The 26,377-nt window shown below is 60.3% G+C and carries 25 protein-coding genes; 14 read left to right on the top strand and 11 right to left on the bottom strand.

Features of this window, described 5'->3' with window-relative positions:
* Window positions 1-290: 290 nt before the first annotated feature.
* The 5 genes from pstB to M5C01_RS26135 form a co-directional block, all read right to left on the bottom strand.
* A complete protein-coding gene (gene pstB / locus M5C01_RS26115; protein ID WP_100944227.1) occupies window positions 291-1,070 on the bottom strand; it encodes a phosphate ABC transporter ATP-binding protein PstB in 780 nt (259 codons plus the stop codon).
* Entirely contained in the window at window positions 1,070-1,942 is an 873-nt protein-coding gene (gene pstA / locus M5C01_RS26120; RefSeq protein WP_103497235.1) for a phosphate ABC transporter permease PstA, read from the bottom strand. Before pstA ends, pstB begins: the two co-directional genes overlap by 1 nt.
* Complete coding sequence (gene pstC / locus M5C01_RS26125) at window positions 1,939-2,934, bottom strand: phosphate ABC transporter permease subunit PstC (protein WP_103497236.1); 996 nt, start codon at window positions 2,932-2,934, stop codon at window positions 1,939-1,941. Before pstC ends, pstA begins: the two co-directional genes overlap by 4 nt.
* Window positions 2,935-3,010: 76 nt before the next feature.
* Window positions 3,011-4,027 (bottom strand): phosphate ABC transporter substrate-binding protein PstS, encoded by a 1,017-nt coding sequence (gene pstS / locus M5C01_RS26130; RefSeq protein WP_177102045.1) that lies wholly within the window; start codon window positions 4,025-4,027, stop codon window positions 3,011-3,013.
* Window positions 4,028-4,212: 185 nt separating this feature from the next.
* Window positions 4,213-5,892 carry a methyl-accepting chemotaxis protein gene (locus tag M5C01_RS26135; RefSeq protein WP_248764413.1) on the bottom strand — a complete coding sequence of 560 codons (1,680 nt, stop codon included), beginning with the start codon at window positions 5,890-5,892 and terminating at the stop codon, window positions 4,213-4,215.
* 201 nt (window positions 5,893-6,093) lie between these two features.
* On the opposite strand from M5C01_RS26135, the gene M5C01_RS26140 reads away from it, so the two are divergent.
* The 6 genes from M5C01_RS26140 (at window position 6,094) to M5C01_RS26165 (ending at window position 12,466) form a co-directional block, all read left to right on the top strand.
* Window positions 6,094-6,534 (top strand): YeeE/YedE family protein, encoded by a 441-nt coding sequence (locus M5C01_RS26140; RefSeq protein ID WP_152741530.1) that lies wholly within the window; start codon window positions 6,094-6,096, stop codon window positions 6,532-6,534.
* Window positions 6,531-6,953 carry a DUF6691 family protein gene (locus tag M5C01_RS26145; protein ID WP_103497239.1) on the top strand — a complete coding sequence of 141 codons (423 nt, stop codon included), beginning with the start codon at window positions 6,531-6,533 and terminating at the stop codon, window positions 6,951-6,953. Before M5C01_RS26140 ends, M5C01_RS26145 begins: the two co-directional genes overlap by 4 nt.
* A 331-nt stretch (window positions 6,954-7,284) precedes the next feature.
* On the top strand, window positions 7,285-8,889 hold the full coding sequence (locus M5C01_RS26150) for a tetratricopeptide repeat-containing response regulator (RefSeq protein WP_152741529.1): 1,605 nt from the start codon (window positions 7,285-7,287) through the stop codon (window positions 8,887-8,889).
* On the top strand, window positions 8,886-9,578 hold the full coding sequence (locus M5C01_RS26155; protein ID WP_152741528.1) for a HAMP domain-containing sensor histidine kinase: 693 nt from the start codon (window positions 8,886-8,888) through the stop codon (window positions 9,576-9,578). The genes M5C01_RS26150 and M5C01_RS26155 overlap by 4 nt, the downstream gene beginning before the upstream one ends.
* 233 nt (window positions 9,579-9,811) lie before the next feature.
* Window positions 9,812-11,053: a glutamine synthetase family protein gene (locus M5C01_RS26160; protein ID WP_178129979.1), complete on the top strand. Its 1,242-nt coding sequence runs from the start codon at window positions 9,812-9,814 to the stop codon at window positions 11,051-11,053.
* Window positions 11,054-11,125: 72 nt separating this feature from the next.
* Window positions 11,126-12,466, top strand: coding sequence for an MFS transporter (locus M5C01_RS26165; RefSeq protein WP_152741526.1), 1,341 nt, complete (start codon window positions 11,126-11,128; stop codon window positions 12,464-12,466).
* 67 nt (window positions 12,467-12,533) lie between these two features.
* Here M5C01_RS26165 and M5C01_RS26170 read toward each other — a convergent pair whose 3' ends face one another.
* The 4 genes from M5C01_RS26170 to flgA all read right to left on the bottom strand — a co-directional run bounded on the left by M5C01_RS26170 (window position 12,534) and on the right by flgA (window position 15,123).
* Window positions 12,534-13,277: a flagellar brake protein gene (locus tag M5C01_RS26170; RefSeq protein ID WP_103497244.1), complete on the bottom strand. Its 744-nt coding sequence runs from the start codon at window positions 13,275-13,277 to the stop codon at window positions 12,534-12,536.
* 95 nt (window positions 13,278-13,372) lie between these two features.
* The gene (locus M5C01_RS26175; RefSeq protein WP_103497245.1) at window positions 13,373-13,840 is read right to left on the bottom strand and encodes a flagellar protein FlgN; all 468 of its coding nucleotides are present in this window, start codon (window positions 13,838-13,840) and stop codon (window positions 13,373-13,375) included.
* Between the two features lie 48 nt (window positions 13,841-13,888).
* Complete coding sequence (gene flgM, locus M5C01_RS26180; RefSeq protein ID WP_103497246.1) at window positions 13,889-14,209, bottom strand: flagellar biosynthesis anti-sigma factor FlgM; 321 nt, start codon at window positions 14,207-14,209, stop codon at window positions 13,889-13,891.
* Window positions 14,210-14,361: 152 nt separating this feature from the next.
* Window positions 14,362-15,123, bottom strand: coding sequence for a flagellar basal body P-ring formation chaperone FlgA (gene flgA, locus M5C01_RS26185; RefSeq protein ID WP_152741525.1), 762 nt, complete (start codon window positions 15,121-15,123; stop codon window positions 14,362-14,364).
* 80 nt (window positions 15,124-15,203) lie between these two features.
* On the opposite strand from flgA, the gene M5C01_RS26190 reads away from it, so the two are divergent.
* From M5C01_RS26190 to flgE, 6 genes are all read left to right on the top strand, one after another.
* Window positions 15,204-16,130 (top strand): chemotaxis protein CheV, encoded by a 927-nt coding sequence (locus tag M5C01_RS26190; protein WP_103497248.1) that lies wholly within the window; start codon window positions 15,204-15,206, stop codon window positions 16,128-16,130.
* Between the two features lie 54 nt (window positions 16,131-16,184).
* Window positions 16,185-17,012 (top strand): protein-glutamate O-methyltransferase CheR, encoded by an 828-nt coding sequence (gene cheR, locus M5C01_RS26195; protein ID WP_152741524.1) that lies wholly within the window; start codon window positions 16,185-16,187, stop codon window positions 17,010-17,012.
* Window positions 17,013-17,252: 240 nt separating this feature from the next.
* Window positions 17,253-17,660: a flagellar basal body rod protein FlgB gene (flgB, locus tag M5C01_RS26200; RefSeq protein WP_103497250.1), complete on the top strand. Its 408-nt coding sequence runs from the start codon at window positions 17,253-17,255 to the stop codon at window positions 17,658-17,660.
* A gap of 3 nt (window positions 17,661-17,663) precedes the next feature.
* Window positions 17,664-18,107, top strand: a complete 444-nt coding sequence (gene flgC / locus M5C01_RS26205) for a flagellar basal body rod protein FlgC (RefSeq protein ID WP_103497251.1) — start codon at window positions 17,664-17,666, stop codon at window positions 18,105-18,107.
* A gap of 15 nt (window positions 18,108-18,122) precedes the next feature.
* Window positions 18,123-18,851 (top strand): flagellar hook assembly protein FlgD, encoded by a 729-nt coding sequence (gene flgD, locus M5C01_RS26210; RefSeq protein WP_152741523.1) that lies wholly within the window; start codon window positions 18,123-18,125, stop codon window positions 18,849-18,851.
* A gap of 31 nt (window positions 18,852-18,882) precedes the next feature.
* Window positions 18,883-20,196 carry a flagellar hook protein FlgE gene (flgE, locus tag M5C01_RS26215; RefSeq protein WP_152741522.1) on the top strand — a complete coding sequence of 438 codons (1,314 nt, stop codon included), beginning with the start codon at window positions 18,883-18,885 and terminating at the stop codon, window positions 20,194-20,196.
* 213 nt (window positions 20,197-20,409) lie between these two features.
* Here flgE and M5C01_RS26220 read toward each other — a convergent pair whose 3' ends face one another.
* Together M5C01_RS26220 and M5C01_RS26225 are read right to left on the bottom strand one after the other, a co-directional pair.
* Complete coding sequence (locus M5C01_RS26220) at window positions 20,410-23,310, bottom strand: ribonucleoside-diphosphate reductase subunit alpha (protein WP_103497254.1); 2,901 nt, start codon at window positions 23,308-23,310, stop codon at window positions 20,410-20,412.
* A 17-nt stretch (window positions 23,311-23,327) separates the two neighbouring features.
* Entirely contained in the window at window positions 23,328-23,930 is a 603-nt protein-coding gene (locus tag M5C01_RS26225; RefSeq protein WP_152741521.1) for a hypothetical protein, read from the bottom strand.
* Window positions 23,931-24,044: 114 nt separating this feature from the next.
* On the opposite strand from M5C01_RS26225, the gene M5C01_RS26230 reads away from it, so the two are divergent.
* Both M5C01_RS26230 and M5C01_RS26235 read left to right on the top strand, forming a co-directional pair.
* A complete protein-coding gene (locus M5C01_RS26230; RefSeq protein ID WP_177102089.1) occupies window positions 24,045-24,767 on the top strand; it encodes a response regulator in 723 nt (240 codons plus the stop codon).
* Window positions 24,764-26,374: an ATP-binding protein gene (locus M5C01_RS26235; RefSeq protein WP_178129977.1), complete on the top strand. Its 1,611-nt coding sequence runs from the start codon at window positions 24,764-24,766 to the stop codon at window positions 26,372-26,374. Before M5C01_RS26230 ends, M5C01_RS26235 begins: the two co-directional genes overlap by 4 nt.
* Window positions 26,375-26,377 lie beyond the last annotated feature (3 nt).

Consider the following 26,377-nt stretch of genomic DNA (forward strand, 5'->3'; position numbering starts at 1 on the left):
TTGTGTACGACACCACACTGTAGGAGCCGGGCTTGCCCGCGAAGAGGCCGGTTCAGGCGCTGCAAGGCTTGCGGGCCTCATCGCCGGCAAGCCAGCTCCCACAGGTCGGTGTTCCACCTCAGGGACATCGTCGTGCCTGGCTCTTGTAGGAGCTGGCTTGCCAGCGATGACGGCGATACAAGGCTCAAGGCCTCCTCGGTAGCAACCCGCCCCCCATAGCCAGGCATAGCCACTAAATCCCAGGCATAAAAAAACCACCTCTGCAGGTGGTCTCTCTATTCGCGTCCGAATCAGCCAAAGCGACCAGTAACGTAGTCTTCGGTCTGCTTTTTCTTCGGATTGGTGAAGATGGTGTCGCTCATCGCATGCTCGATCAGCTCACCCATGAACATGAACGCGGTGTAGTCCGATACCCGTGCCGCTTGCTGCATGTTGTGGGTCACGATGATGATGGTGTACTGCTCTTTCAGTTCAGTGATCAACTGCTCGATGCGCCCGGTGGAAATCGGGTCAAGTGCGGAGGTCGGCTCATCCAGGAGCAAGACCTGTGGCCGCAAGGCAATCGTCCGCGCAATACACAGACGTTGCTGTTGACCGCCCGAGAGGCCCTGTGCGCTTTGCTTGAGCTTATCCTTGACCTCATCCCACAGCGCGGCACCACTCAAGGCCTGCTCGACACGCTCGTCCATCTCATGGCGCGATAGCTGCTCATGGTGGCGCACGGCATAGGCCACGTTGTCGTAGATCGACATCGGAAACGGTACCGGCTTCTGGAAGACCATGCCGACATGACTGCGCAGGCGGTTCATCGAGTAGCCCGGCGCGAGAATGTTCTCGCCGTTGAGCAGTACCTCGCCACGCGCCTCCTGCTTCGGATACATGGAGTAGATCCGGTTGAATACCCGCAGCAGTGTCGATTTACCGCAACCTGAAGGCCCGATGATCGCAGTGATGCGTTTCTCTGGAATATCCATGTCGATGGACTTCAGTGAGCGCTGGTTGTTGTAAAAAAACTCCAGGCCACGAACGCGAATTTTGGTTTTTTCGTTGCCAAGGTCACGGCTATTCATCAAGTCAACCTATTGCGCAAAAGGATCAAACGGGACAGAAGGCTGAGGATCAGTACGAACAAGGTCAGTACCAATGCGCCCGCCCAGGCCAGGGAATGCCAGTCCTCGAAAGGACTCATGGCGTACTGGAAGATCACCACGGGGACGCTGGCAATCGGCTTGAGCAGATTGCTGCTCCAGAACTGGTTGCCGAAAGCGGTAAACAGCAGTGGTGCCGTTTCACCGGTGATCCTGGCCAGCGCCAGCAAGATACCGGTCAGCACACCGGCTTTCGCCGCGCGCAGGACGATTTGCAGCGTCAATTTCCACTGCGGGACACCCAATGCTAGAGCAGCCTCGCGCAAGGTGGTGGGTTGCAGTTGAAGCATCTCGTCGGTGGTCCTGACCACCACCGGAATCACCAGGAGCGCCAAGGCCAGGGCCCCGGCGATCGCGGAGAAACCGGACTGATGATTGGTCAGCAGGTTCAGCGGCAGGATCACCGCCGTGTAGACGAACAAGCCCAGCACAATCGACGGCGCCGAGAGCAGGATGTCGTTGATGAAACGAACGACGTTGCCCAGGCGCGAGTGACGGGCGAACTCCGCCAGCCAGATACCCGCCATCAAGCCGATCGGCGTGCCGATCAGCAGGGCGATCGCCGACATCAGGGCGCTGCCATAGAACGCGTTGGCCAGGCCGCCTTCCACACCCGGTGGCGGTGTCATCTGGGTGAAGAGGCGAAGATTGAGCGCCTGAAAGCCGTTGATGATCGTGGTCAGCAGGATCCACACCAACCAGACCAGGCCGAAGACCGTGGCGCCACAACTGAGCACCATCGCCAACTGATTCTTGAAAGCACGGATTCGGTAGAGACGTTCGTTACCGGTCATACACCCTCCTTGCGTGAAAGCCGCATCAGCAGGAGTCGCGCCAGCGCCAATACGATAAAGGTGACGATAAACAGCAGGAAGCCCAGGGCAATCAGCGCCGAACGATGCAGGTCGGTATAGGCTTCGCTGAACTCGTTGGCGATGACCGAAGCGATGGAGCTGCTTGGCATCAGCAAGGAGGCCGAGAACTGTTGAGCGTTACCCAGTACGAAAGTCACCGCCATGGTTTCGCCCAATGCCCGTCCCAGTCCGAGGAAAATGCCGCCGACCACCGCAGAGCGGGTGTAAGGCAGGACGATGTCCCAGACCACTTCCCAGGTAGTGCCGCCCAATGCGTAGGCAGACTCTTTGAGTGGCGTGGGAACGCTGCGAAACACTTCCTGCATGACCGAGGTGATGAAGGGCATGATCATGATTGCCAGGACGATGCCGGCGGTCAGCATGCCGATACCCAGGGGCGGCCCCTGAAACAGCGAACCGACCAAAGGTAGCGAACCCAGGTAATCGTTGATCCAGGGAGACAGATGTTCAGCCATGAACGGGCCGAATACGAACAGGCCCCACATGCCGTAGATGATCGATGGAATCCCCGCGAGCAATTCAACCGCCGAGGCGACGGGCATCCGTAGCCAAGGTGGTGCGACCTCTGTCAGAAAAATCGCAATGCCGAAGCTGACGGGAACCGCAATCAGCAACGCCAGGAAGGACGTCACCAGGGTGCCGTAAATCGGCACCAGGGCACCAAAGTGGTTATTGACCGCATCCCACTCAGTGCTGGTAAGAAAACCGAAACCGAAGGTCTTGAGCGCAAGACTGCCGCCCCAGAGTGTCGACGCTGCGATGCTTGCCAGGAGTAGCAGCACCAGCATCGCGGCGCCCATCATCGAGCGCTTGAACCAGAGATCATGACGATGATCGCGAGTCGCACGCGCATCACTCGCCACTTCGCCAGCGTAAATGGTCATGGTCGGAGGTTGCACTATATCGTTCATCAGAAGTCTGCTCACAAACAAACCCCTTCACTCGACAAAGACTGCCCGAGGAAGGGGTGTTTTAGCTATTGCTGGATCAATGGGCGAAGTCAGACTTCCAATAACCTTCGATGCGCTTGACGAGGGAGTCAGGTAAAGCCACATAGTCCAGCGCCGAGGCCTGTTGTTGGCCATTTTCCAGCGACCATTTGAAGAAGTTGAAGGCTGCCTGGCTCTGCTCGGCATTCTTCGGTTGTTTGTACATGATGATCCAGGTGGTCGCCGTGATCGGCCATGCGCCATCGCCAGGAGCGTTGGTCATGATCAGGTTGAAGTCTTTGGCGTTGGCCCAGTCGGCGGTGTCGGCAGCGGCCGCAAACGCTTTGGCGTTAGGCTGGATGAACTTGCCGGCGGCGTTTTTCAGCTGTGCGTGAGTCATCTTGTTCTGCAGAGCGTAAGCGTACTCGACATAACCGATGGAGTTCTTGATCTGCTTCACGTAGGCGGAGACACCTTCGTTGCCTTTGCCGCCGACGCCGACTGGCCACGGCACGGTGGTACCGAAGCCGATTTTGGATTTCCAGCCATCGCTCACTTTAGCGAGGTAGTTGGTGAAGTTGTACGAGGTACCCGAGCCGTCAGAACGGTGAACCACGGTGATTTTACCGCCAGGCAGTTTCACGCCCGGGTTCAGGGCAACGATGGCCGGGTCGGTCCACTCGGTGATTTCACCCAGGAAGATTTTCGCCAGGGTTTCGCCGTCGAGCTTCAATTGGCCCGCTGCGACGCCGTCGATGTTCATCACCGGCACGATGCCGCCAATCACGCTAGGGAATTGACCCAGGCCGCCGGCCTTGAGGTCATCCGCCGACAGTGGGGCGTCGGAAGCGCCGAAGTCCACGGTCGCCGCCTTGATCTGGGCAATACCGCCACCCGAGCCGATCGACTGGTAGTTGATGCGATTGCTGGAGTCTTTGCTGTAGTCCTGGGACCACTTGGACAGGACTGGATAGACAAAGCTGGAGCCAGCGCCGGTCACATCGGTCGCGTGAGCGACACCGCTCAGGCACAGAGAAGCCAGCAGGACAGACAGGCCTTTTTTAGTCAGCAACATCAAACACCTCAATGAAAGGGTTAAGTGGAGTGACCCACCTATAAAGAGACGTTACGATTTAATTCCTGAAATATTTCTGTCTGATGACTGTAGTGTGATTTTTAGTAATATTTTGAAATGAAGAATCATTCATTTGTCTCGGTTCCCTTGGGCGCGTCAGGATGGACAGCGCCCTTTTCGAACCGTCAGACCCTGAAACGCTTGACCAGTAGTCCCAATTCCCGCGACAGCTGATCCAGCTCGACACACATTTCGTTGTTGCGCGTGGTGATGGCCTGGGTGTCGTTGATGTGCTGGCTGATTTGCGCCAGGCTCTGGTTCACCTCGGCGCCAATGCTCGACTGTTCTTCCGCGGCGGTCGCGATCTGGTTGTTCATGCCGTTGATCTCGGACACCGCATTGCTGACCTGGGCCAGGATCTGGCCGGTACCGTTGACCTTGGTCACTGCCAGCTCGCTGCCACCGAGGCTGCTCTGCATGGTGCTGACCGCCGCTCGGGCGCCTTGTTGCAGTTGAGTGATCTTGGCCTGGATTTCCTGGGTGCTTTGCTGGGTACGCTGGGCCAGCGAGCGGACTTCGTCGGCGACCACGGCAAACCCACGTCCCTGTTCTCCCGCGCGGGCGGCTTCGATGGCGGCGTTGAGGGCCAGCAGATTGGTTTGCTCGGCAATGCCGCGGATCACATCGAGGATGGAGCCGATGGACTCCACATCGCTGCCCAGGGTCTGGATATCCTGGGCGGCTTTTTCGATATCCCGCGCCAGACCGCCAATGGCATTGACGGTGTCGCTCACGTTGGTTTGCATGGCCTGGGCCTGCTCATCGGTATTGCGGGTCGCCTGGGCGGCATTCTGCGCCGACTCCGCCACGTTGTGGGTGGCCAGGGCCATCTGCTCCATGGCGTGGGTGACCTGCTCGGCGTCACGGGTCTGGCGTGTCAGCGCATCGGCGGCATGCTGGGCACTTTGCTTGAGTTGTTCGTTACGCTCCTGCAACTGCTGGGCGCAGCGGGCCAGCTCCAGCACCATATGGCGGATTTTTCCGGCGAACTGATTGAAAGCACTGGCCAGCTCGGCGGTTTCCTCATTGCCATCGATGGGTAGCTGACGGGTGAGGTCGCCGTCTTCGCTGGCCAAGTCCTGCAAGCTGCGGGTCAGCAGGCCGAGTGGTCTGACGATGCTGCGAGCGACATAGGCTGCGACGAGGCTGAGCACGATCAGCAGCACCCCCATGATGCCCCACTGCTTCCAGCGCAGGGCGTCCATGGCCTGCTGCTGGTGTTGCGTTTGCGTGGCGATCAGGGCGTCCAGGCCGTCGACATAAAACCCAGCGCCGACGATCCAGTTCCATTTGTCCAGGTAAATGGCGTAGGACAGCTTGGGGTAGGCGGTGTCGTCATTACCGGGCTTGGGGAAGTAGTAGGTGACGAAATCACCGCCGCGCTTGGCGGCACCGATCAGCTCTCGGATCAGGTAAGTGCCGTGGCTGTCTTTCAGGTCCCAGAAATTTTTCCCATCGTCCTTGCCGGCGGCCAGGAAAATCCTGTCGCCCTTGTCGTTGTAGCCGAAGAAATAGCCGTCTTGCCCATAGTGAAGGTCGCGCAGTCGACGCTTGGCCTCTTCCTGGGTGGTGGGGCTCATGGCATCGGCCCCTTCATAAAGCGGCTTGATGGCGCTGTAGGCCAGATCGAGGTAATGCACCAGCTCGTCCTTGCGGGTTTTTATCAAGGTCTGGCGCGTCTCCTCGATACTTCGCTCGCCCATGGCCTGCTGCTCGGAAAAGGCCAGCAGTTGAATAATCAAAGCCAGCAGGAGGGCAGGAATCACGGATAGCAGCAGAACCTTGTTGCGTATTTTCCACTTCATAGGAAATCCCGGGTCGAGGAGCAAGCTTGTTATGTTTTTTTATATCGACTCACTGGCATGATTGTTCAGCTCCGTGAGTCGGTTTTTTCAAGGAGCGTCGCTACTGTTGTGACCATATCCGCCCATGGGGGCCGAAACATTGACGCAGGTCGACTGTACTCACGACCATGCATATTCTCTTTATTCAGCGGACGGGGCGATATGACTATCGACTGGCTTGACTTTACGCAGTGGTCGGCACTGGCTGGAGGCGCGCTGATCGGGCTGGCGGCGGCTCTGTTCATCCTCGCCAACGGCCGTATTGCCGGCATCAGCGGCTTACTCGGCAGCCTGCTTCAGCGCGGCGGCGAAGGGTGGGGCGAGAAGGCCTTGTTTCTACTGGGTCTGCTGCTGGCGCCGTTGTTGTGGGGGGCGTTCCATGCGCTGCCGACGATCCGCTTCGAGACCGGAGTCCCCGGCTTGGTGCTGGCGGGCCTGCTGGTGGGATTGGGAACCCGTTATGGCTCGGGGTGCACCAGCGGGCACGGTGTGTGTGGCATTTCACGGCTGTCGCCACGCTCCATTGTGGCCACGCTGTGCTTCATGGCCGCGGGATTTGCCACGGTCCATGTTCTTCGCCATGTGTTGGGAGTCTGGCTATGACCAAGCTGACGGCTTTTTTGGGCGGTCTGATATTCGGCATCGGCCTGCTGCTGGCCGGTATGGCCAACCCGGCCAAGGTGTTGGGGTTTCTTGATCTGGCGGGGGCCTGGGATCCTTCCCTGGGACTGGTCATGCTGGGGGCCGTGGTCGTGGCGGCCTTGCCATTCCGATGGGCCGGCAAACACAAGCACTCCCTGTTGGGAGCGCCCATGCAGATACCGCTCAAACGCGGGTTGGATGTCCGCCTGGTGGGCGGCAGCCTGCTGTTTGGCGTGGGCTGGGGAATCGCCGGCATTTGCCCGGGACCGGCGGTGGCGATTCTGCTGACCGGGCATTGGCAGGCCATCGTGTTCGTGCTGGCCATGCTGGCCGGTATCCAGCTGTTTGCGCTGCTGGAAAAACGCCAGGTGGGTCGTTAACGGGTTGCCTACTTGCCGTGGTCGATGCTGACAACCCTTCGTCCGAGTCTCAGGTTTTCGCGGCGCCTGACGATACCCTGTTGGAGACAACCGTAGAATCCGCTGCCGTGGGCTGAGGGTGTGTCTCAACTGGTTGATCAAGCCTCTATAGCTTTTGCCGCTACGCTTGGCAAAAGGTCGCTTTTTGCCTGGGATTTTGTACGATGCTGTAAAGTCGCTTGATGGCAAAATGCTGTTAGTTATTATCTGCGCGCGAAGGTGGCAGGGAAGCTGAACCCGCTCTGGTGATTGCCCACGGGCTCATCTTCTATTTCCCATGACAGGAATCTCGATGCTGGCGTATCACCAAAAAAACTTTCTTATCGTCGATGATTTCTCCGATTTCCGCAGTTCAGTCCGGTCCATGCTGCGGGAGTTGGGGGTCAAGGAAGTGGACACCGCCGACACCGGGGAACAGGCGCTGCGCATGTGCGCCCAGAAACGTTACGATTTCGTGCTGCATGACTACCACCTGGGCGATGGCAAGAAGAACGGCCAGCAGGTGCTCGAAGACCTGATGACCGACAAGCTGATCAGCCATGAAAGCGTGTTTGTCATGGTCACCGCCGAAAGCAGCCAGGCCATGGTGCTCTCGGCCCTCGAACACGAACCCGATGCCTACCTGACCAAGCCGTTCAACCGTGCCAGCCTGGCCCAGCGCCTGGAAAAGCTGGTGCAGCGCAAGAACCTGCTCAAGCCGATCATGGAGGCGTTGGACCGCGACAAGCCGGCCGAGGTGCTGGCCGCCTGCACCCGCCTGACCCAGCAGGACAGCCGTTTCGCTCCGTTGTGCCTGCGCTACCGCGCCGACGCGATGTGGAACCTGAATCAGTTCGAACCCCTGGAACGTTTTCTCACCGGCATCCTCGCCGACCGTCCGTTGCCCTGGGCTTATGCGCGCATGGGGCAGTTGTTGTTCAAGCGTAACCAGATCACCCAGGCCAAGGCGCTCTATGAGACCGCGCTCAAGGCCTTTCCAATGATGCCGGCGCTCTATGACGGCCTGGCCGAGGTGCTGGTGCAGGAAGGTGATACCCGGCGTGCGCAGAGCGTGCTGGAGGAGGCTGTACGCCTCTCGCCGCTGGCGGTGCGCCGACAGTCGATGCTGGGCAAGCTGGCCTTGGCCAACGAAGATTTTGAAAGTGCTTCCCGAGCTTATCGCCAGGCCGTGTACCAGGGCGAGCAATCGCGTTTCAAGGACCCTGAGAGCAACCTCGGCCTGGCCCATGCGCTGATCAGCAAGGGCAGCGAGCGTGGCCTGGACACCCGTACCCGGCTGGAGATCAACCAGACCCTGAGCGCGGTCGCCAAGGAAAACGCCAACGACCAGGGCTTGCAGGTGCGGGCGCGCTTGATGAAGGCCACCAGCCTGCTGCTCAACGATGCCGAAACCGCCGACAAGCTCACCGAGCAGGCGATGTCGCGCCTGGACGGCATGGAGAACTTTATGAGCGCCGAGGCCGCGCTGCTGGTGGCCAAGCAGCTGCAGCAACTGGGCCAGGCCGATGCCGGCGCTTCGATGCTGAAAAACTGCGTGGAAATCTACGGCGACGATCCGACGGTGATGAAAGGGATCGCCAAGCTGACCGACGACCCGGAGATCCTTGGCGGCGGCAAGGCGGCCATCGATCTCAACGTGCAGGGCGTGCGCAGCTACAAGGGCGGCAACCTGGACGAGGCCGTGGACCTGTTCCGCCGGGCTTTGGCGCTGCAACCGAAGAACATCAGTATTGCCTTGAACGCGGCCCAGGCGCTGCTCGTCATTGCCCAGAAGGGCGGCGATGCCGCAGTGCTCGAGGAGTGTCGCGGCTGTCTGAAAATGGTCGGCAAGATGCCGGACAGCGACCCCCGTTATGAGAGGTATCAGAAATTGCGTACCCGGGCATTTGGCGAATGAGTGAGACTCACGAGGGGCTGGATTTCTCCACGGTGATTGCCTCCACCGTGCATGACATGAAGAACTCCCTGGCGATGCTGACACAGGCCCATGGCCAGTGGTTGGCGCGCTTGCCCGATGCCCAGCGCGAAACCCCCGAGCACAGTGTGATCGAGTATGAGTTCGCGCATCTCAATACCATGCTGGTGCAACTGCTCGGGCTGTACAAGCTGGGGGTCAATCAGCTGCCGCTGCGCCCGGATTACCATGAGCTGGACGATTTTATCGGCGCGCAGCTGGCTGGGCGCCAGGAGCTGCTGAGCAGCCGTGGGATCGTCGCCAGCTGCGAGGTTGGCGATTTCAGTCCGCTGGGTTTCTTCGACCGGGAACTGATCGGTTCGGTGGTCGGCAATATCGTCACCAATGCCATCGGCTACGCCTGTCATGCGCTGCTGATCAGTGTCCGCGAAGAGGGCGAGCAATTGGTGCTGACCATCAATGATGACGGCCCCGGTTACCCGGAGCAGATGGTCGAGCGCCAGGCCGATTATGTCCAGGGCATCAACCCGGCGACCGGCAGTACCGGCCTGGGGTTGTATTTCGCCGCGCGGATTGCCGGGCTGCACGAGCGCAACGGCGTGCGCGGGCGGATCGAGATCGCCAATGGCGGGACCTTGGGCGGGGCCTTGTTCAGTCTTTATCTGCCGTGAGTGCAATCGCCAGGGCGTACCCTGATTGTTCGGTCAGTCTTTTCTGTATTCCCTGCTTGAAATCCTGAACGGGTGATGCGTATTTTGTACAGGACGCCGTTAGCGGCCCGTACAACAACAAGGATTGAGTCATGACGACCGATGGCCAGCGTTCACTCGCCCAGCGACTGACCGGCATTGATGAGATTGAGTGTGTCACCCCGGACCTCAATGGCGTACCCCGCGGCAAGGTGATGACCGCCGAGGGCTTTCTCGAAGGGCGACGCCTGCAGATGGCTCGCGGGGTCTTGCTGCAATGCATCATGGGCGGTTACCCGCCGGCACGTTTTTACGGCAGTGACGATGGCGATCTGGCGCTCAACGCCGATCCCCAGCAGATTCACCGCCTGCCCTGGAGCCGACAACCCCGTGCCCTGGCCATCTGTGATGCGGACGAACTGAGCGGCGAAAGCTCCAGCCTTTCGACCCGTGGCCAGCTCAAGGCGGTGATCGCACGTTATGCGGCCCGTGGCCTGGCGCCGGTGGTCGCGACCGAGCTGGAGTTCTTCGTCTTTGCCCCGAACCCCGACCCGACCCAGGCCTTCCTGCCGCCAGTGGGCCTGGACGGTCGACGCGAGGAGGGCCATTCGGCGTTCAGCGTCAGTTCCAACAACGGCCTGCGCCCCTTCTTCAGCGAAGTCTACGAATGCATGGCCGCCCTGGGACTGCCCCGGGATACCTTCATGCACGAAATGGGCGTCAGCCAGTTCGAGATCAACCTGCTGCATGGCGATCCGTTGCTGCTGGCCGACCAGACTTTCCTGTTCAAGCACCTGCTCAAGGAAGTCGCCCTCAAGCACGGCCTGACCGTGGTCTGCATGGCCAAGCCGCTGGCTCACACCCCTGGCAGTTCCATGCATATTCATCAGAGCGTGGTGGCGGCCGACAGCGGGCGCAATGTGTTCAGCGATGCCAACGGCGAGCCGACCGCGACCTTCCGGCATTTCATCGGTGGGCAGCAGGCCTGCCTGGCGGACTTCACCGCGCTGTTCGCACCGAACGTGAATTCCTACCAGCGGCTGTGCCATCCCTTTGCCTCGCCGAACAACGCTTGCTGGTCCCATGACAACCGCTCGGCCGGTTTGCGTATTCCGGCCAGCGCTCCAGTGGCGCGGCGAGTAGAAAACCGCTTGCCGGGAGCCGATGCGAATCCCTATCTGGCGATTGCCGCGAGCCTGGCGGCGGGCCTTTACGGGATCGAGCACGAGCTGGAACCGACGCCGGCGATCCAGGGTGAATTCCAAGTTCCGGATTCTTTGTCGTTGCCATGTACCTTGCATGCCGCGCTCGAACGTCTGAAACGTAGTCCGTTGGCCAGGGAGTTGTTCGGCAGCGTGTTCATCGAAGGCTATATCGCTTCCAAGAGCATGGAGCTGACCAGTTTCCTGGATGAAATTACCCCCTGGGAGCGTCGTGTCCTGGCCTCTCAGGCATAGCTGTAGCCGTCCCGTTCGGGCTATCTTGTCGGATAGTCCGATACCCTATTCAAGGAGCCGCTCGGAACGCCGATGCGCCAAATCTGGAAACCCTTTCGAGCACTGTATTTCGCCTCGCTGATGATGTTGATCGGCTCCGGCCTGCTGAGTACCTACCTGGCCCTGCGCCTGGCCGCCGAACATGTCGACAGCCTGTGGGTGGGTGCCTTGATGGCCGCCAACTACTTCGGCCTGGTGCTGGGCGGCAAGATCGGCCACCGGTTGATTGCCCGGGTCGGCCATATCCGCGCCTATGCCACCTGTGCCGGTATTGTCGGTGCGGCGGTGCTCGGCCATGGCTTGATAGACTGGCTGCCGGCGTGGCTGTTCCTGCGGATGATCGTGGGCCTGGGGATGATGTGCCAGTACATGGTCATCGAGAGCTGGCTCAACGAGCAGGCGGAAGCCAAGCAGCGCGGTGTGGTCTTCAGCGGCTACATGATTGCTTCCTACCTGGGGCTGATCCTCGGGCAGATGATCCTGGTCCTGCACCCGGCCCTGGGCCTGGAGCTGCTGATGGCGGTAGCGATGTGCTTTGCCCTGTGCCTGGTGCCCGTGGCGATGACCCGGCGGATTCACCCTGCACCGCTGCATCCGGCGCCGCTGGAGCCGCGTTTCTTCATGAAGCGGGTGCCGCAGTCGCTGACCACCGTCCTGGGCGCCGGGATCATCGTCGGCTCCTTTTACGGCCTGGCCCCCTTGTATGCGTCCCAGCAGGGGCTTACCACCGAGCAGGTGGGTCTGTTCATGGGCTGCTGCATTTTCGCCGGTTTCCTGGTGCAGTGGCCGCTGGGCTGGATCTCGGATCGTTATGACCGGGCGGTGCTGATTCGCAGCATTGCCTTTATGCTGGCATTGGCCTCATTGCCGCTGGCAATCATGTCCCATGCGCCGCTGGAGGTGCTGTTTGCCTCGGGGTTCATGGTGTCCTTGCTGCAGTTCTGCCTGTATCCCCTGGCAGTGGCCTTTTCCAACGATCATATCGAGGGCGATCGCCGGGTCTCGCTGACGGCCATGCTGCTGATGACCTATGGCATAGGCGCCAGTATCGGGCCCTTGGTGGCGGGTGTGCTGATGAAACTGTTCGGCAGCCAGATGCTCTACGCGTTTTTCAGCTTCTTCGCCTTGATGCTGGTGTGGCGGATCCGACCGAAGGCGGTGACCAACCTGCATCAGGTCGAGGATGCGCCGCTGCAACACGTGGTCATGCCGGAAGCCATGTCGCCCCTTGGCGCGGCGCTTGACCCACGGGTCGACGAGCAGATCGTGCTGGATCAGATGTGTGACAGCGTCGTGCCGACACCACCCGAGGCTGAGGTCGTGCCCGAGGTGGACGAGTCGGACCCGGAGCCGGCGCACAAGTCGAGCAACTGAAACGTTGAACGTAAAAAAAAACGGGCCACCTGATGAGGGTGGCCCGTTTTTTATGGCGACTGCTGGATCAGAAGTCGTCGTCTTTATCGAAGCGCCGTGCTTCACGCTGCAACTGATAGACAAAGCGCTCGACCTGGCGCTGGACCAGACCGCTCATGTTGTGGAAGCGCACGCCGGCGAAGGTGGTGTTGATCCTTTCCTCGAAGTGCAGGTGGCGCAGTTCCACGGGTGCGGTCATCGGGCCGAAGGGCAGGGCGGCAATAAAGCGCTCGTAGACCTGGCCCAGTTGCAGGCGGTCGGAAATATCGCCGTCGAAACGCAGTTTGCAACCGGTGGCGGAGATGTCCAGCAGTTTGCCGGTCAACGGCGCCTTGAGCTTTTCGCCACCCAGCTCGACATTGACCAGCGCGGCCAGCTTCAGGGCGGCACGGAAGGCATTGCGACGTTGGTGATAGACCACTTCATCGGGCATCGAGCCACGGTAGCAACCATTGGTCTCGTCGATGGTCATGGGTTGCGGCTGTTCCCAGGCGATTCGCACGCCCTCATGGAAACCTTCGACCCGGAATGGCTCGCCGGCCAACAGGAAGCGCTCGCCGTCGCGCGGCATCATTTCGTCCAGGGCCAGGGTGCCGGCTTCGCGGTTGACGTCGATCACAAAACTCTGGAAGCGCTGGCTGCGCTCATGAAAGGTGATGATCAGCGGGTCGTGACTTTCCTGCAGCATCCGCAGGTTGGCGGAAATTTCCAGAGGCGTGCTAAGCACCTTGGGTGGCTGCGGAGCATCATCCGCGCTTGGGGCATTGGACACGGTTCATCAATCTCCAGACAAAATACAACTGCACGCAAGAGCTAGCATTTTGCCAGCATGTTGCGCGCCTTGATAGAGCACGCGCAAGGCCCGGTTCAAGCCTGACTGAGCGGGCGCGGTTTCATGGACCTGGCCGTTGAGCCGCGCGCATCATAGAGGGCGGGGGTTTCGCCGCCGGTCAGGATCTTCAACTGGTTTGCGGTAGTTGCTTGCTGGACCTGGATATTACGACCGTTGAGCTCGTTGGCGGTCTGGCAATCGGCCAGCAACTGGGTCAACACATCGCTCTGACTCAGCAATTGCTCACCAATACTGGACTGCGCGGCGAGTTGTTCCAGGCCTGCACGGTTGGTGGGCAAATTGAGGCCGGCGAGTAGCTGGCTACGCTTGCGGCCATGCTGTTCCAGCAGAACGATCAGCGCTTGCTTGCGCGCCAGAATCTCTTCCAGCTCGAGCATATTGCGACCATGGAGCGCCAGGGATTCGGCGCGCAGCAACTCAAGCAGGTCTTGAGCGGGGGCAAAATCATCGGTGATCAGTTGCAGCAGAGTGGTGTCGTGCATGGCTGGCCTTGGTTTTTAAGCGTCCAAAAGCCTGACGCAGGCCGGAGCCTAGCGTTGGGCTTCGAAGTTGAGCAATTTGCTGGCGACGCGGTTGCTGTCGACTTTGTAGCTGCCATCGGCAACCGCCTGCTTCAACTCGGCCACGCGGGCGCTGTTGACAACAGGTTGGTCGCGCAGCTTGTCAGTGACTTGTTGCAACTGCTGAGCCTCATTACTGAGGTGTACCGATTCCCCGCTCTGGCTGACGGAGGCGGCCGGAGTACTCACGGACGCGGATTTGCCGGAGCCGTCGGCTTCCTTGCTGGCGCTGGTGCGCGTACTGCCTGTCAGTGACGGGGGGTTATTCAAACGACTGAAATCGATGACCATGATGAAAAAAACCTCTGGGTATTTGGACGCTTGCCTTGTTTTCGGCCATACCCGGAAAAACTTTAGGCTCAGATAAGAATGAGCCGGCACGTGTTGGCGGTGCGCCTTGGTGCAGCACAGTTTAGGAAAAGCTGCGGCTTAGCGCCAGTTCTCTACAACGCGACTTCCACCTGTCCCGGCCCGGTCACCCGTGCCTTGATCACCCGCTGGGAGTTCAGGTTCTTGATCCTGATCTGTTCATTCAGGCCGCCATTGGACAAGGCCTCACCCGGCATCTTGACCACCAGGCCACCGCTTGTCGCGCTGATGACCACTTGATCGCCCTTGCGAACCACCTCGGCCTGCTCCAGATGAACCAGGGTGATGACCTGGTCCATGACCATTGGTCGGACAAGTTTCTGCCCGATGGCCTCATCCGTGGACGTCAGGAAGCCCTGGCCGGCCAGGCTGATGTCGCGCTCGCGCAGGGTGACATCGCCGGGCTCAATGATTCCGGCGCGTTTCAACGGGCGCGTGGTGACCACCACATTGCGGAACAGCTTGACCTGGGCTGGCACGAACACGGTCCAGGGCGAGCTGCCTTCACAGCGGACCTTGACCGTGACCCGGCCAATCGGCGTGGCCGGGCTTTCCAGGTTGGCTGTCAATTCCTTGTCGCAAGCCGCCATGCGCAGGCGCGGGTCGAGCTGGTTGACCTGGATTTCGTAGCGTCCTTCGGTTTGACTGGTAGCCAGATAGTCTTCTACCGTGAACTCAAGAAAGCCTTGGGTCACGCCGATAAGCTGATCAGGCAGGGTCGCCGAGTCGGCAAAGGCAGGGCCGCCGGGGTTCAGACTGCATAAAACCGCCAAGACCCAGAGCAATCTGCGGTACTGTGATGTCAGGCGTCGAAAAAATGTCGTTTGTGCTTTCATAACAGTATAAAAAGCAAGGCTCGTGCCGTTTAATGCTGAATAGGCGTCGGATCATGAAGCTTGTGTGAGAGGTGGCTGGCATGGCGGGTGTAATGGATTCGGTGAACCAGCGTACGCAACTGGTCGGGCAGAATCGCCTCGAGTTGTTGTTGTTTCGTCTGGACGGTCAGCAGTTGTATGGGATCAACGTGTTCAAGGTGCGGGAGGTGCTGCAGTGCCCCAAGCTGACCCTGATGCCCAAATCCAGCCCGGTGGTCTGTGGCGTGGCGAATATCCGTGGGGCAACCATTCCCATCCTGGATCTGGCGATGGCCACCGGGGCGGGCGGTCTCAAGGATCAAAGTAATCCGTTTGTGATCATTACCGAGTACAACACCAAGACCCAGGGTTTCCTGGTGAAGTCGGTGGAGCGCATCGTCAACATGAACTGGGAAGAGATCCATCCGCCGCCCAAGGGCACCGGACGCGATCACTACCTGACCGCGGTGACCCGGATCGACAACCAGTTGGTGGAAATCATCGACGTGGAGAAGATCCTCGCCGAAGTCTCGCCGACTTCCGAATCCATCTCCCACGGGGTGGTCGATGTCGAGACCCAGGCCAAGGCGATTTCCATGCGGGTGCTGACGGTGGATGACTCCTCGGTGGCGCGCAAGCAGGTTACGCGTTGCCTGCAGACCGTGGGCGTGGAAGTGGTGGCGTTGAACGACGGCCGGCAGGCGCTTGATTACCTGCGTAAGCTGGTCGAGGAGGGCAAGAAGCCGGAAGAGGAATTTCTGATGATGATTTCCGACATCGAAATGCCTGAAATGGATGGCTACACTCTGACGGCCGAGATCCGCAACGACCCACGCATGCAAAAACTTCACATCATCCTGCATACTTCCTTGTCAGGGGTCTTTAATCAGGCAATGGTCAAGAAGGTCGGCGCCGATGATTTCCTGGCCAAGTTCCGACCCGATGACCTGGCAGCCCGGGTAGTGGGGCGGATCAAGGCAGCAGAATAAGCGATCAGGGACCTCCGTTCCTGGCGGTACGAACGATTGTAGAGGCGGCATCATTTGTCTACGGGTAATTTGGATTTCGAACAGTTCCGGGTCTTCCTGGAAAAGGCCTGTGGCATCCTGCTGGGTGAAAACAAGCAGTATCTGGTTTCCAGCCGTCTCAATAAACTGATGGAGCAGCAAGGGCTCAAATCCCTTGGCGAGCTGGTCCAGCGCATCCAGACCCAGCCCCGCAGCGGTTTGCGCGAGCAGGTGGTGGATGCCATGACCACCAACGAAACCTTGTGGTTTCGCGACACCTACCCCTTCGAGGTCCTGAAGAACAAGGTGTTGCCGGAAATGATCAAGGCCAGTCCCGGCCAGCGTCTGCGGATCTGGTCGGCGGCGTGTTCGTCGGGGCAGGAACCCTATTCGATCTCGATGTCGATCGATGAGTTCGAGCGGACCAACATGGGCCAGCTCAAGGGCGGTGCGCAGATTGTCGCCACCGACCTGTCCGGACTGATGCTCACCAACTGCAAAAGCGGTGAGTACGACAGCCTGGCGATTGGCCGCGGCCTGTCGCCCGAGCGCCTGCAACGCTTCTTCGACCCCAAGGGGCCGGGACGCTGGGCGATCAAGGCGCCGATCCGCAGTCGCGTGGAGTTTCGTTCGTTCAACCTGTTGGACAGCTACGCGAGCCTGGGCAAGTTCGACATCGTGTTCTGTCGCAACGTATTGATCTACTTTTCCGCCGAAGTGAAAAAAGACATCCTGCTGCGTATCCACGGCACCCTGAAGCCGGGTGGCTATTTGTACCTCGGGGCCTCGGAAGCCCTGAACGGTCTGCCGGACCATTACCAGATGGTGCAATGCAGTCCGGGGATCATCTACCAGGCCAAGTAAGGCGCCAAGCCTCACACAAAACGGGAACCCCAATGGGGTTCCCGTTTTTTTTACGGCGCTTTTGCCGCTTTACCGGCATCCGGCGGAAATGCCTTGCCGCTTTTCTGGCATTGCCGCCCGCCACCTGCCCGCAAGCCCTTGATTTGCTTGCATCGAGAAATTGGCATGGGCCTTGCTTTGTCTCTTGCAACGAAAAGCCTGTTCCACAAAATCAGGTCAACCCGCTAAAGGTTTCCCGACATGAGCATCAACTTCGATAAAGCGCTCGGCATTCATGAGCAAGCACTGGCCTTCCGCGCCCAGCGCGCCGAAGTTCTGGCGAACAACATCGTCAACGCCGATACCCCGAACTACAAGGCGCGGGACATGGACTTTTCCTCGGTGCTCGCTGAACAGAGTGACAAGGCCAAGAACGGCAGTTTTGCGTTGAACACCACCAACAGCCGCCATATCGAAGCTGAAGGCCTGAGCAACGGCGACGCCGCATTGCAATACCGCACACCGACGCAGCCGTCGCTGGACCAGAACACCGTGGATGCGCAGATCGAGCAATCGAACTATGCGCAGAACTCGGTCGATTTCCAGGCCAGCTTCACCCTGCTGAACGCACGATTCAAAGGGCTGGTTTCAGCCCTGCGTGGAGAATAAGTCATGTCCCTAGCCAGTGTTTTCAACATTGCCGGTACCGGCATGAGTGCCCAGACCACTCGCCTGAACACCGTCGCCAGTAACATCGCCAACGCCGATACCGTCTCCTCGAGCATGGACCAGACCTATCGCGCCCGGCATCCGGTGTTCGCCACCATGTTCCAGAACGGCCAGGGCCAGACTGACAACTCGCTGTTCCAGAACCAGGACGGGGCGGGTGCCGGCGTGCAGGTCACGGGCGTGGTCGAGGACCCCAGCAACCTTGAAGCCCGTTATGAGCCGAACCATCCGGCCGCTGACGCCAATGGGTATGTCTACTACCCCAACGTCAACGTGGTTCAGGAAATGGCCGACATGATTTCCGCCAGCCGCTCGTTCCAGACCAACGCGGACATTATGACCACCGCCAAAACCATGATGCAGAAGGTCCTGACCCTCGGTCAGTGATAAAGGGCGATTCCTATGACGGTTTCCAGCACCCCCTCAAGTGGCAACTCTGCACTTGATACGATCATTTCTAACTCCCAGACGGCGAACACTGGCAGTACGGATGCGTTGGGCAATGCCATCAGCAGCGCCGCCGGCGGCCAGGCCCTGGGCAAGGACGCGTTCCTGCAATTGCTGGTCACCCAGTTGAAGAACCAGGACCCGCTCAACCCCCAGGACAACAGCGCCTTCGTCGCGCAGTTGGCCCAGTTCAGCAGCCTGGAAGGTATCCAGACGCTCAACACCAGCGTGAACAATATTGCCAGCTCCTTCACCTCGTCCCAGGCGCTGCAGGCCTCGTCGATGGTCGGGCGTTCGGTCATCGTGCCGACCAGCCAGGCGGTGGTCGATACCAGCAAGACCTTCACGGGGACGGCAACAGTTCCGAGCTCGGTCAGCGATGTGACCCTGAAGATCAGCGATTCCACTGGCAAAGTGGTCCGCACCATCGACATGGGCTCGCAGGCGGCCGGTAATGCCGCCTTTGCCTGGGACGGCAAGGACGATTCCGGCACCTTGCTCTCCAGCGGTACCTACACCTTTGCTGCCACCGCGCCGATCAGTGGCACGGCCACGGCGCTCACGACCAACCTGCCGGCGACGGTCAGCAGCGTGACCCTGGGTCAGAACGGCGGCGAAATGATGCTCAACCTGGCGGGCCTGGGCAGTATTGCTCTGTCCAAAGTCCAGACCATTGGCCTGTAAGAGCCGACCAACACGAAGTAAGGAGTGAACCATGTCTTTCAATATCGGTTTGAGCGGTCTCTCTGCGGCCAGCAAGCAACTTGACGTCACCGGCAACAACATTGCCAACGTCAACACCACCGGCTTCAAGTCGTCCCGTGCTGAATTTGCCGACGTGTATTCGGCGACCAAGCTGGGCACCGGTGCCAAGACCATCGGTAACGGTGTAAACCTGGCCAACGTTTCGCAGAACTTCGGCAACGGCGGCATGGACAGCACCGGCAACGTGCTGGACATGGGTGTGCAGGGCAACGGCTTCTTCGTCCTGAGCAGCAACGGCTCGCTGAGCTACACCCGTGCCGGTACCTTCAAGACCGACAAGGACGGCTACGTCACCAACACCGACGGCACCGCGAAACTGCAAGGTTTTGCCGCCGATGCCAACGGCAACATCATTCCGGGTGTGCTGACCAACCTGCGGATCGACACTTCCAACCTGTCGCCGCAGACCACTACCCAGATCGGTTCGACGCTCAACCTCAACTCCACGTCGCCGGTGATTTCCGTGCCGTTCGATGTCACCAATACCGCGACCTACACCAAGCCATTCAGCACCACGATCTATGACACCCAGGGCAATTCCCACTCCCTGGACCAGTATGCGGTCAAGACCGGTGCCAATACCTGGAACGTCTATTCGTTGATTGACGGTCGTAACCCTGACGGCACGGCGCCGACGGTTACAGTACCTCCTGCTGCGCCAGCAGCCCCCGATCCCGTGCCGGTGCCAGTGGTCTTTGACTCCTCGGGCAAATTGCAGAGTATTGGCGGTGTTGCTGGCCAGACCAGCGTCGTGATTTCAGGTTGGATTCCCGGTGGGATGGTCGCAGGGGTCTGGACGCCAAACAAGGCAGCTGCGAACCCAGCGGGGATTGCCGTCGACTTTTCGAAAACCACCCAGTTCAACGCCGATACTGCTCGTAGCAACATCACCAGCGACGGTTACGCGACCGGCCAAATCACTGATATCACCATCGATGCCACTGGTGTGATCTCCGCCAACTTCAGCAACCAGCAGCACAAGGCGATCGGCCAGGTGGCCCTGGCCAGCTTCACCAACGAGCAGGGCCTGCAGGCGGTTGGCGGCACCAGCTGGAAACAGACGTTCTCGTCCGGTCAACCGGCCTTTGACGGCGGTACGGTCGGCACCAACGGTTCGATCCTTTCCGGTTCCCTGGAAGCCTCGAACGTGAACCTCACCAGCGAGCTGGTGGACCTGATCAAGGGCCAGAGCTACTACCAGGCGAACGCCAAGACCATCTCCACCCAGAGCTCCATCATGCAGACCATTATCCAGATGGCGTGATGCGGCTTAGCTGAAAACGCTTGGCAAGAAAGCCCCTTGAATGGGGCTTTTTTGTGCCTGCGATCTTGCCCGTGAAAGCTTTTGGCGGCCGTGAGGGCACCATTGCCGGCAAGCTGGCTCCTACAAAAAGGCAGGCAAAAGAAAACCCCCGCCAGGCCCAAGGCCTGACGGGGGGGTCTCAACCCGCGCGGTAAGGCGCGGGTCTGGCTCAGCTTATTGGCAAGCTTCGCAATCCGGCTCGTCGATCGCACAGGCCTTTGGCACTGGCGCCGGGCCGGCTGGCGCGGTAGGTGCCGCCAGGACCGAATCGTCGCCGTGGTTGCCGCCGCTGGAAACAGCGTTCAGCTTGCCGGTGTTGATGGTCGACTTCTCGGTGCTGGTCGCGGCCAGGGCACGGAGGTAGTAGGTGGTCTTCAGACCACGGTACCAGGCCATGCGGTAGGTCACGTCGAGTTTCTTGCCCGAAGCACCGGCGATGTACAGGTTCAGCGACTGCGCCTGGTCGATCCACTTCTGGCGACGGCTGGCGGCATCGACGATCCACTTGGTTTCCACTTCGAACGCGGTCGCATACAGCTCCTTGAGCTCTTGCGGAATGCGTTCGATCTGCTGCACGGAACCGTCGTAGTACTTCAGGTCGTTGATCATGACCGAGTCCCACAGACCGCGAGCCTTCAGGTCGCGAACCAGGTACGGGTTGATCACGGTGAATTCGCCCGACAGGTTCGATTTCACATACAGGTTCTGGTAGGTCGGTTCGATCGACTGCGAAACGCCAGTGATGTTGGCGATGGTCGCGGTCGGTGCGATGGCCATGATGTTGGAGTTACGAATGCCTTTCTGTACACGGGCGCGAACCGGTGCCCAGTCCAGGCTTTCGGTCAGGTCGACATCGATGTACTTCTGGCCACGGGACTCGATCAGGATCTGTTGCGAATCCAGCGGCAGGACGCCCTTGGACCACAGCGAACCCTGGAACGTCTCGTAGGCGCCACGCTCGTCGGCCAGGTCGCAGGACGCCTGGATCGCGAAGTAGCTGACCGCTTCCATGGACTTGTCGGCGAAGTCGACGGCGGCATCCGAACCGTAGGGGATGTGCTGCAGGTACAGCGCATCCTGGAAGCCCATGATGCCCAGGCCGACCGGACGGTGCTTGAAGTTGGAGTTCTTCGCTTGCGGCACCGAGTAGTAGTTGATGTCGATCACGTTGTCGAGCATGCGCACGGCGGTGTTCACGGTGCGTTGCAGCTTGGCCTTGTCCAGCTGGCCGTTGACGATGTGGTTCGGCAGGTTGATCGAGCCCAGGTTGCAGACGGCGATCTCGTCCTTGTTGGTGTTCAAGGTGATCTCGGTGCACAGGTTCGAGCTGTGCACCACGCCCACGTGTTGCTGCGGGCTGCGCAGGTTGCACGGGTCCTTGAAGGTCAGCCATGGGTGGCCGGTTTCGAACAGCATGGAGAGCATCTTGCGCCACAGGTCCTTGGCCTGGACGACCTTGAACAACTTGATCTTGTTGTACTCGGTCAGGGCTTCGTAGTACTCGTAGCGCTCTTCGAAAGCCTTGCCGGTCAGGTCGTGCAGGTCCGGCACTTCCGATGGCGAGAACAGGGTCCACTTGCCGTCATCGAAGACGCGCTTCATGAACAGGTCAGGGATCCAGTTGGCGGTGTTCATGTCGTGGGTGCGACGACGATCATCACCGGTGTTCTTGCGCAGCTCGATGAACTCTTCAATGTCCATGTGCCAGGTTTCCAGATAGGCACAGACCGCGCCCTTGCGCTTGCCGCCCTGGTTGACCGCTACGGCGGTGTCGTTGACCACTTTGAGGAACGGCACGACGCCCTGGGATTTGCCGTTGGTGCCCTTGATGTACGAACCCAGTGCGCGCACCGGCGTCCAGTCGTTGCCCAGGCCACCGGCGAATTTCGACAGCATGGCGTTGTCGTGGATCGCGTGGTAGATGCCCGACAGGTCGTCCGGCACGGTGGTCAGGTAGCAGCTCGACAGCTGTGGACGCAGGGTACCGGCGTTGAACAGGGTCGGGGTCGATGCCATGTAGTCGAAGGACGACAACAGGTTGTAGAACTCGATGGCACGCTCTTCACGTTGCTTCTCTTCGATCGCCAGGCCCATGGCCACGCGCATGAAGAAGATCTGTGGCAGTTCGAAACGCACGCCGTCCTTGTGGATGAAGTAACGGTCGTACAGGGTCTGCAGGCCCAGGTAGGTGAACTGCTGGTCGCGCTCGTGGTTGATCGCCTTGCCGAGCTTTTCCAGGTCGAACTCGGCCAGGACCGGGTTCAGCAGTTCGAATTCGATACCCTTGGCGATGTAGGACGGCAGGGCCTTGGCGTACAGCTCGGCCATTTCGTGGTGGGTGGCGCTGTCGGCGACTTCGAGGAAGCTCAGGCCTTCGGCACGCAGGGTGTCCATCAGCAGGCGAGCGGTCACGAAGGAGTAGTTCGGCTCGCGCTCCACCAGGGTCCGGGCGGTCATCACCAGGGCGGTGTTGACGTCTTTCAGGGCTACGCCGTCGTAGAGGTTCTTCAGGGTTTCGCGCTGGATCAGGTCGCCGTCGACTTCTTCCAGACCTTCGCAGGCTTCAGTGACGATGGTGTTCAGGCGACCCATGTCCAGTGGCGCGACGCTGCCGTCGGCGCGGGTGATGCGGATCGACGGGTGAGCGTTGACCGGCTCTTCGGAAGGGGCGCGGATGGCGCGTTCCTTGGCCCGCGAATCACGGTAGATCACATAGTCACGGGCGACTTTCTGTTCGCCGGCACGCATCAGGGCCAGTTCGACCTGGTCCTGGATTTCTTCGATGTGGATGGTGCCGCCCGAAGGCATGCGCCGTTTGAAGGTCGCGGTGACCTGTTCGGTCAGGCGGGCAACGGTGTCGTGGATGCGCGACGAGGCGGCGGCGGTGCCGCCTTCAACTGCGAGGAACGCTTTGGTGATGGCGACGGTGATCTTGTCATCGGTATAAGGAACGACAGTGCCGTTACGCTTGATCACGCGCAGTTGGCCCGGCGCGGTGGCGGACAGATCCAGATTCGAATCGGCGGCCTGCGGCACGGTGCCTTGCGGGTTCTCGCGAGTTGTGTCGGTTTGCATGGGTGTCTCCACGTTCTCTATGTTTGTTTGGGCACCATGAAGGTGCCCACCGTTCTGTCCTGAAGCACTACAACCGAACGATGTCGGGCATAACCACTTCGGGACAGGGGAAGAGGGCTTTCGGGCGCCGCTTCCTTGCCGAAGTTTGCAACGCTGCGGGTCGCTGACCCGAAACGGTATTCCTGATGGGTGACAGTTTTGTCCTGCAACACCCGTACCGTTTTCCCACGCAAGAAGGAAGAACGGCTGCCATCCGCGTATGCGGTTTGGGCTTTCAAATCGGTGTTTAGTTCAACCCCGCGGATGCAAGAAAAGAGCTTGAGTTCCTGACGCGAAATGTGGTTGGGGATTTTGGGCGAAAACCCTACATGTTGGGTTTTTTTGCTGCCGAGATACAAGATAATGCGTTTTGGGGGATGATTGCAATGTACTGCCTGTGGATAAATCTGTGCGTAATTTGTGTATGAAAGCCTGAAACCGCGCGTAGGCCGCGGCAGGCCGGGATTACGCCGCCTGTCATTGTTTTTTACCGCTGCGGACCACGTGCGTGGATTTTTGCGGGCGCGAACCCTATCACAAAAAAAGCCCATGACCGAGCGCGAATCCTGACGTGTGTGCAATGACCCGGTCGTTGCTACAATCGGCCGGCCTTACCCTTTCTATATCTGCCTGAATCATGACAAAAAGACGGGCGGAGCCTTTCAACGCTGAACATTTGCACGCAGAGGTCGCCCGTGGAGCAAGCCTGGCAGGTATTGATAGTCGAGGATGACCAGCGTCTGGCCGAGTTGACTCGCGAGTATCTGGAGAGCAACGGCTTGCGGGTCTCCATCGAGGGCAACGGTGCCCGGGCCGCCGCGCGGATTATCGCCGAGCAGCCCGACCTGGTGATTCTCGACCTGATGCTGCCCGGCGAGGATGGCCTGAGCATCTGCCGCAAGGTGCGCGAGCGCTACGACGGGGTGATCCTGATGCTGACCGCGCGCACCGACGACCTCGACCAGATCCAGGGGCTGGACCTGGGGGCCGATGATTATGTCTGCAAGCCGGTGCGCCCGCGCCTGTTGCTGGCACGGATCCGCGCGCTGCTGCGGCGCGGCGAGCCGCTCCAGGGCGCGGCCGAGGAAAAGGTCCGGCGCCTGCAGTTCGGCCCGCTGCTGATCGACAACGCCTTGCGCGAGGCCTGGCTGAGCGGGGCGGGGATCGAACTGACCAGCGCCGAGTTCGATCTGCTCTGGCTGCTGGTGGCGAATGCCGGGCGGATCCTCTCGCGGGAAGAAATCTTCACCGCCTTGCGTGGCATCGGTTATGACGGCCAGGACCGCTCCATCGATGTGCGTATTTCGCGCATCCGCCCGAAAATCGGCGATGACCCCGAGCACCCGCGGCTGATCAAGACCGTTCGCAGCAAAGGCTATCTATTTGTCCCTGAAGCGTTCGCAGACCTGCCGTCGTGAACTCGATCTTCCTGCGCATCTACGGTGGCATGTGTGCCGCCCTGGTGCTGGTGGCGTTGCTCGGGGTGCTGGCCCTGCACCTGCTCAACCAGGTGCGCGGCGAGCAATACCGCGAGCACCTGGCCCATGGCACCTTCTCGCTGATGGCCGACAACCTGCGGCCGATGGACGAAATCGAGCGCCGTCGGGCCCTGGCGATATGGGAGCGACTGCTGGGTATTCCACTGTCCTTGCAGCTGCTGGCCGATGTGCACCTGGATCTCGGCCAGCGTACCCGGGTGCTGCGCGGCCAGGCCCTGGTGGAACAGACCGGGCCTTATGCGGCGAAGATCTATCGATTGCTCAGTGACTCGGAGCAGTTGGTATTAACAGGCGAGGTCCAGCAGATCAGCGAGCAGTTGGCCCGGGCGACCATCTACCTGTTGGCCGACGAACTGGTGCGCTACCCCGATGCCGAGCAGCCGGCACGCCTGGCGGCGCTCAAGCGTGACAAGGGCTTTGGTTTCGACATGAAGCTGGTCACCCCGGACCAGGCCGATATGGATGAAGACCAGCGCCGGCGGATCAGCGAAGGCGATACGGTCATGGCCCTGGGCAAGGGTGGCGATTCGATCCGGGTGTTTGCCGGCCTGTCCGGTACGCCCTGGGTCCTGGAAATCGGTCCGCTGTACCAGATGAATCCCTATCCGGCGCAATGGCTGGTATTGATTGCCGTGCTCGGTTTGAGCCTGATCGGCCTGATCGTCTACCTGCTGGTGCGACAGTTGGAACGGCGCCTGCGCGCAGTGGAGTCGGCGGCCACGCGGCTGGCCCAGGGCAATCTGGAAACCCGCGTGCCGGCCGCTGGCGCGGACTCCATCGGGCGCCTGGCCGCGGCATTTAATGGCATGGCCGAGCACTTGCAACGCTCGCTGATGATCCAGCGCGAATTGGTGCGAGCGGTGTCCCACGAACTGCGCACGCCGGTGGCGCGCCTGCGTTTCGGCCTGGAAATGATTGGCGATGCGCAGACGCCCGAGGCGCGGCACAAGTATATGGAAGGCATGGACGGCGATATCCAGGACCTCGACCGGCTGGTGGACGAGATGCTGACCTACGCCCGGCTGGAGCAAGGCACCCCGGCGTTGAGTTTCCAGCGGATCGACCTCAGTGCCCTGGTCGACCAGGTGATCGGCGAGTTGGCACCGTTGCGGGTGGAGGTGCGGGTGACGCGCGGGCTGTGCTTTCCGCTGGCCGCCGGGGACGAGGTGTGGGTCGAGGCCGAGCCGCGTTACCTGCACCGGGCTTTGCAGAACCTGGTCAGCAACGCGATGCGCCATGCGCAGTCGCAGGTCTGCATCAGCTACCAGGTCGGGCCCTTGCGCTGCCGGGTGGATGTCGAGGACGACGGCCCCGGGGTGCCGGAAAGTGCCTGGGAGCGGATCTTCACGCCGTTCATGCGCCTGGATGACAGCCGGACCCGGGCTTCGGGCGGGCATGGCCTGGGGTTGTCCATCGTGCGCCGGATCATCCACTGGCACGACGGCCGGGCGCTGATCGGCAAGAGCCAGTTGCTTGATGGCGCGTGCTTCAGCCTGAGCTGGCCGCGTTATCAGGACAAGGCCTGACGC

It is taken from the genome of Pseudomonas sp. MWU12-2319 (genome assembly GCF_023242525.1).
Taxonomy (GTDB): Bacteria; Pseudomonadota; Gammaproteobacteria; order Pseudomonadales; family Pseudomonadaceae; genus Aquipseudomonas; species Aquipseudomonas gingeri_D.

Bases quoted from the DNA above. Each gene is read 5' to 3' on its own strand.
- flgM (WP_103497246.1), bottom strand. From the start codon at position 14,209: ATGGTCATCGATTTCAGTCGTTTGAATAACCCCCCGTCACTGACAGGC.
- pstC (WP_103497236.1), bottom strand. From the start codon at position 2,934: ATGAACGATATAGTGCAACCTCCGACCATGACCATTTACGCTGGCGAA.
- pstA (WP_103497235.1), bottom strand. From the start codon at position 1,942: ATGACCGGTAACGAACGTCTCTACCGAATCCGTGCTTTCAAGAATCAG.
- M5C01_RS26150 (WP_152741529.1), top strand. From the start codon at position 7,285: ATGCTGGCGTATCACCAAAAAAACTTTCTTATCGTCGATGATTTCTCC.
- flgE (WP_152741522.1), top strand. From the start codon at position 18,883: ATGTCTTTCAATATCGGTTTGAGCGGTCTCTCTGCGGCCAGCAAGCAA.
- flgD (WP_152741523.1), top strand. From the start codon at position 18,123: ATGACGGTTTCCAGCACCCCCTCAAGTGGCAACTCTGCACTTGATACG.
- M5C01_RS26135 (WP_248764413.1), bottom strand. From the start codon at position 5,892: ATGAAGTGGAAAATACGCAACAAGGTTCTGCTGCTATCCGTGATTCCT.
- M5C01_RS26155 (WP_152741528.1), top strand. From the start codon at position 8,886: ATGAGTGAGACTCACGAGGGGCTGGATTTCTCCACGGTGATTGCCTCC.
- pstB (WP_100944227.1), bottom strand. From the start codon at position 1,070: ATGAATAGCCGTGACCTTGGCAACGAAAAAACCAAAATTCGCGTTCGT.
- M5C01_RS26145 (WP_103497239.1), top strand. From the start codon at position 6,531: ATGACCAAGCTGACGGCTTTTTTGGGCGGTCTGATATTCGGCATCGGC.
- M5C01_RS26220 (WP_103497254.1), bottom strand. From the start codon at position 23,310: ATGCAAACCGACACAACTCGCGAGAACCCGCAAGGCACCGTGCCGCAG.
- M5C01_RS26190 (WP_103497248.1), top strand. From the start codon at position 15,204: ATGGCGGGTGTAATGGATTCGGTGAACCAGCGTACGCAACTGGTCGGG.
- flgC (WP_103497251.1), top strand. From the start codon at position 17,664: ATGTCCCTAGCCAGTGTTTTCAACATTGCCGGTACCGGCATGAGTGCC.
- flgB (WP_103497250.1), top strand. From the start codon at position 17,253: ATGAGCATCAACTTCGATAAAGCGCTCGGCATTCATGAGCAAGCACTG.
- flgA (WP_152741525.1), bottom strand. From the start codon at position 15,123: ATGAAAGCACAAACGACATTTTTTCGACGCCTGACATCACAGTACCGC.
- M5C01_RS26160 (WP_178129979.1), top strand. From the start codon at position 9,812: ATGACCGCCGAGGGCTTTCTCGAAGGGCGACGCCTGCAGATGGCTCGC.
- M5C01_RS26140 (WP_152741530.1), top strand. From the start codon at position 6,094: ATGACTATCGACTGGCTTGACTTTACGCAGTGGTCGGCACTGGCTGGA.
- M5C01_RS26175 (WP_103497245.1), bottom strand. From the start codon at position 13,840: ATGCACGACACCACTCTGCTGCAACTGATCACCGATGATTTTGCCCCC.
- pstS (WP_177102045.1), bottom strand. From the start codon at position 4,027: ATGTTGCTGACTAAAAAAGGCCTGTCTGTCCTGCTGGCTTCTCTGTGC.
- M5C01_RS26165 (WP_152741526.1), top strand. From the start codon at position 11,126: ATGCGCCAAATCTGGAAACCCTTTCGAGCACTGTATTTCGCCTCGCTG.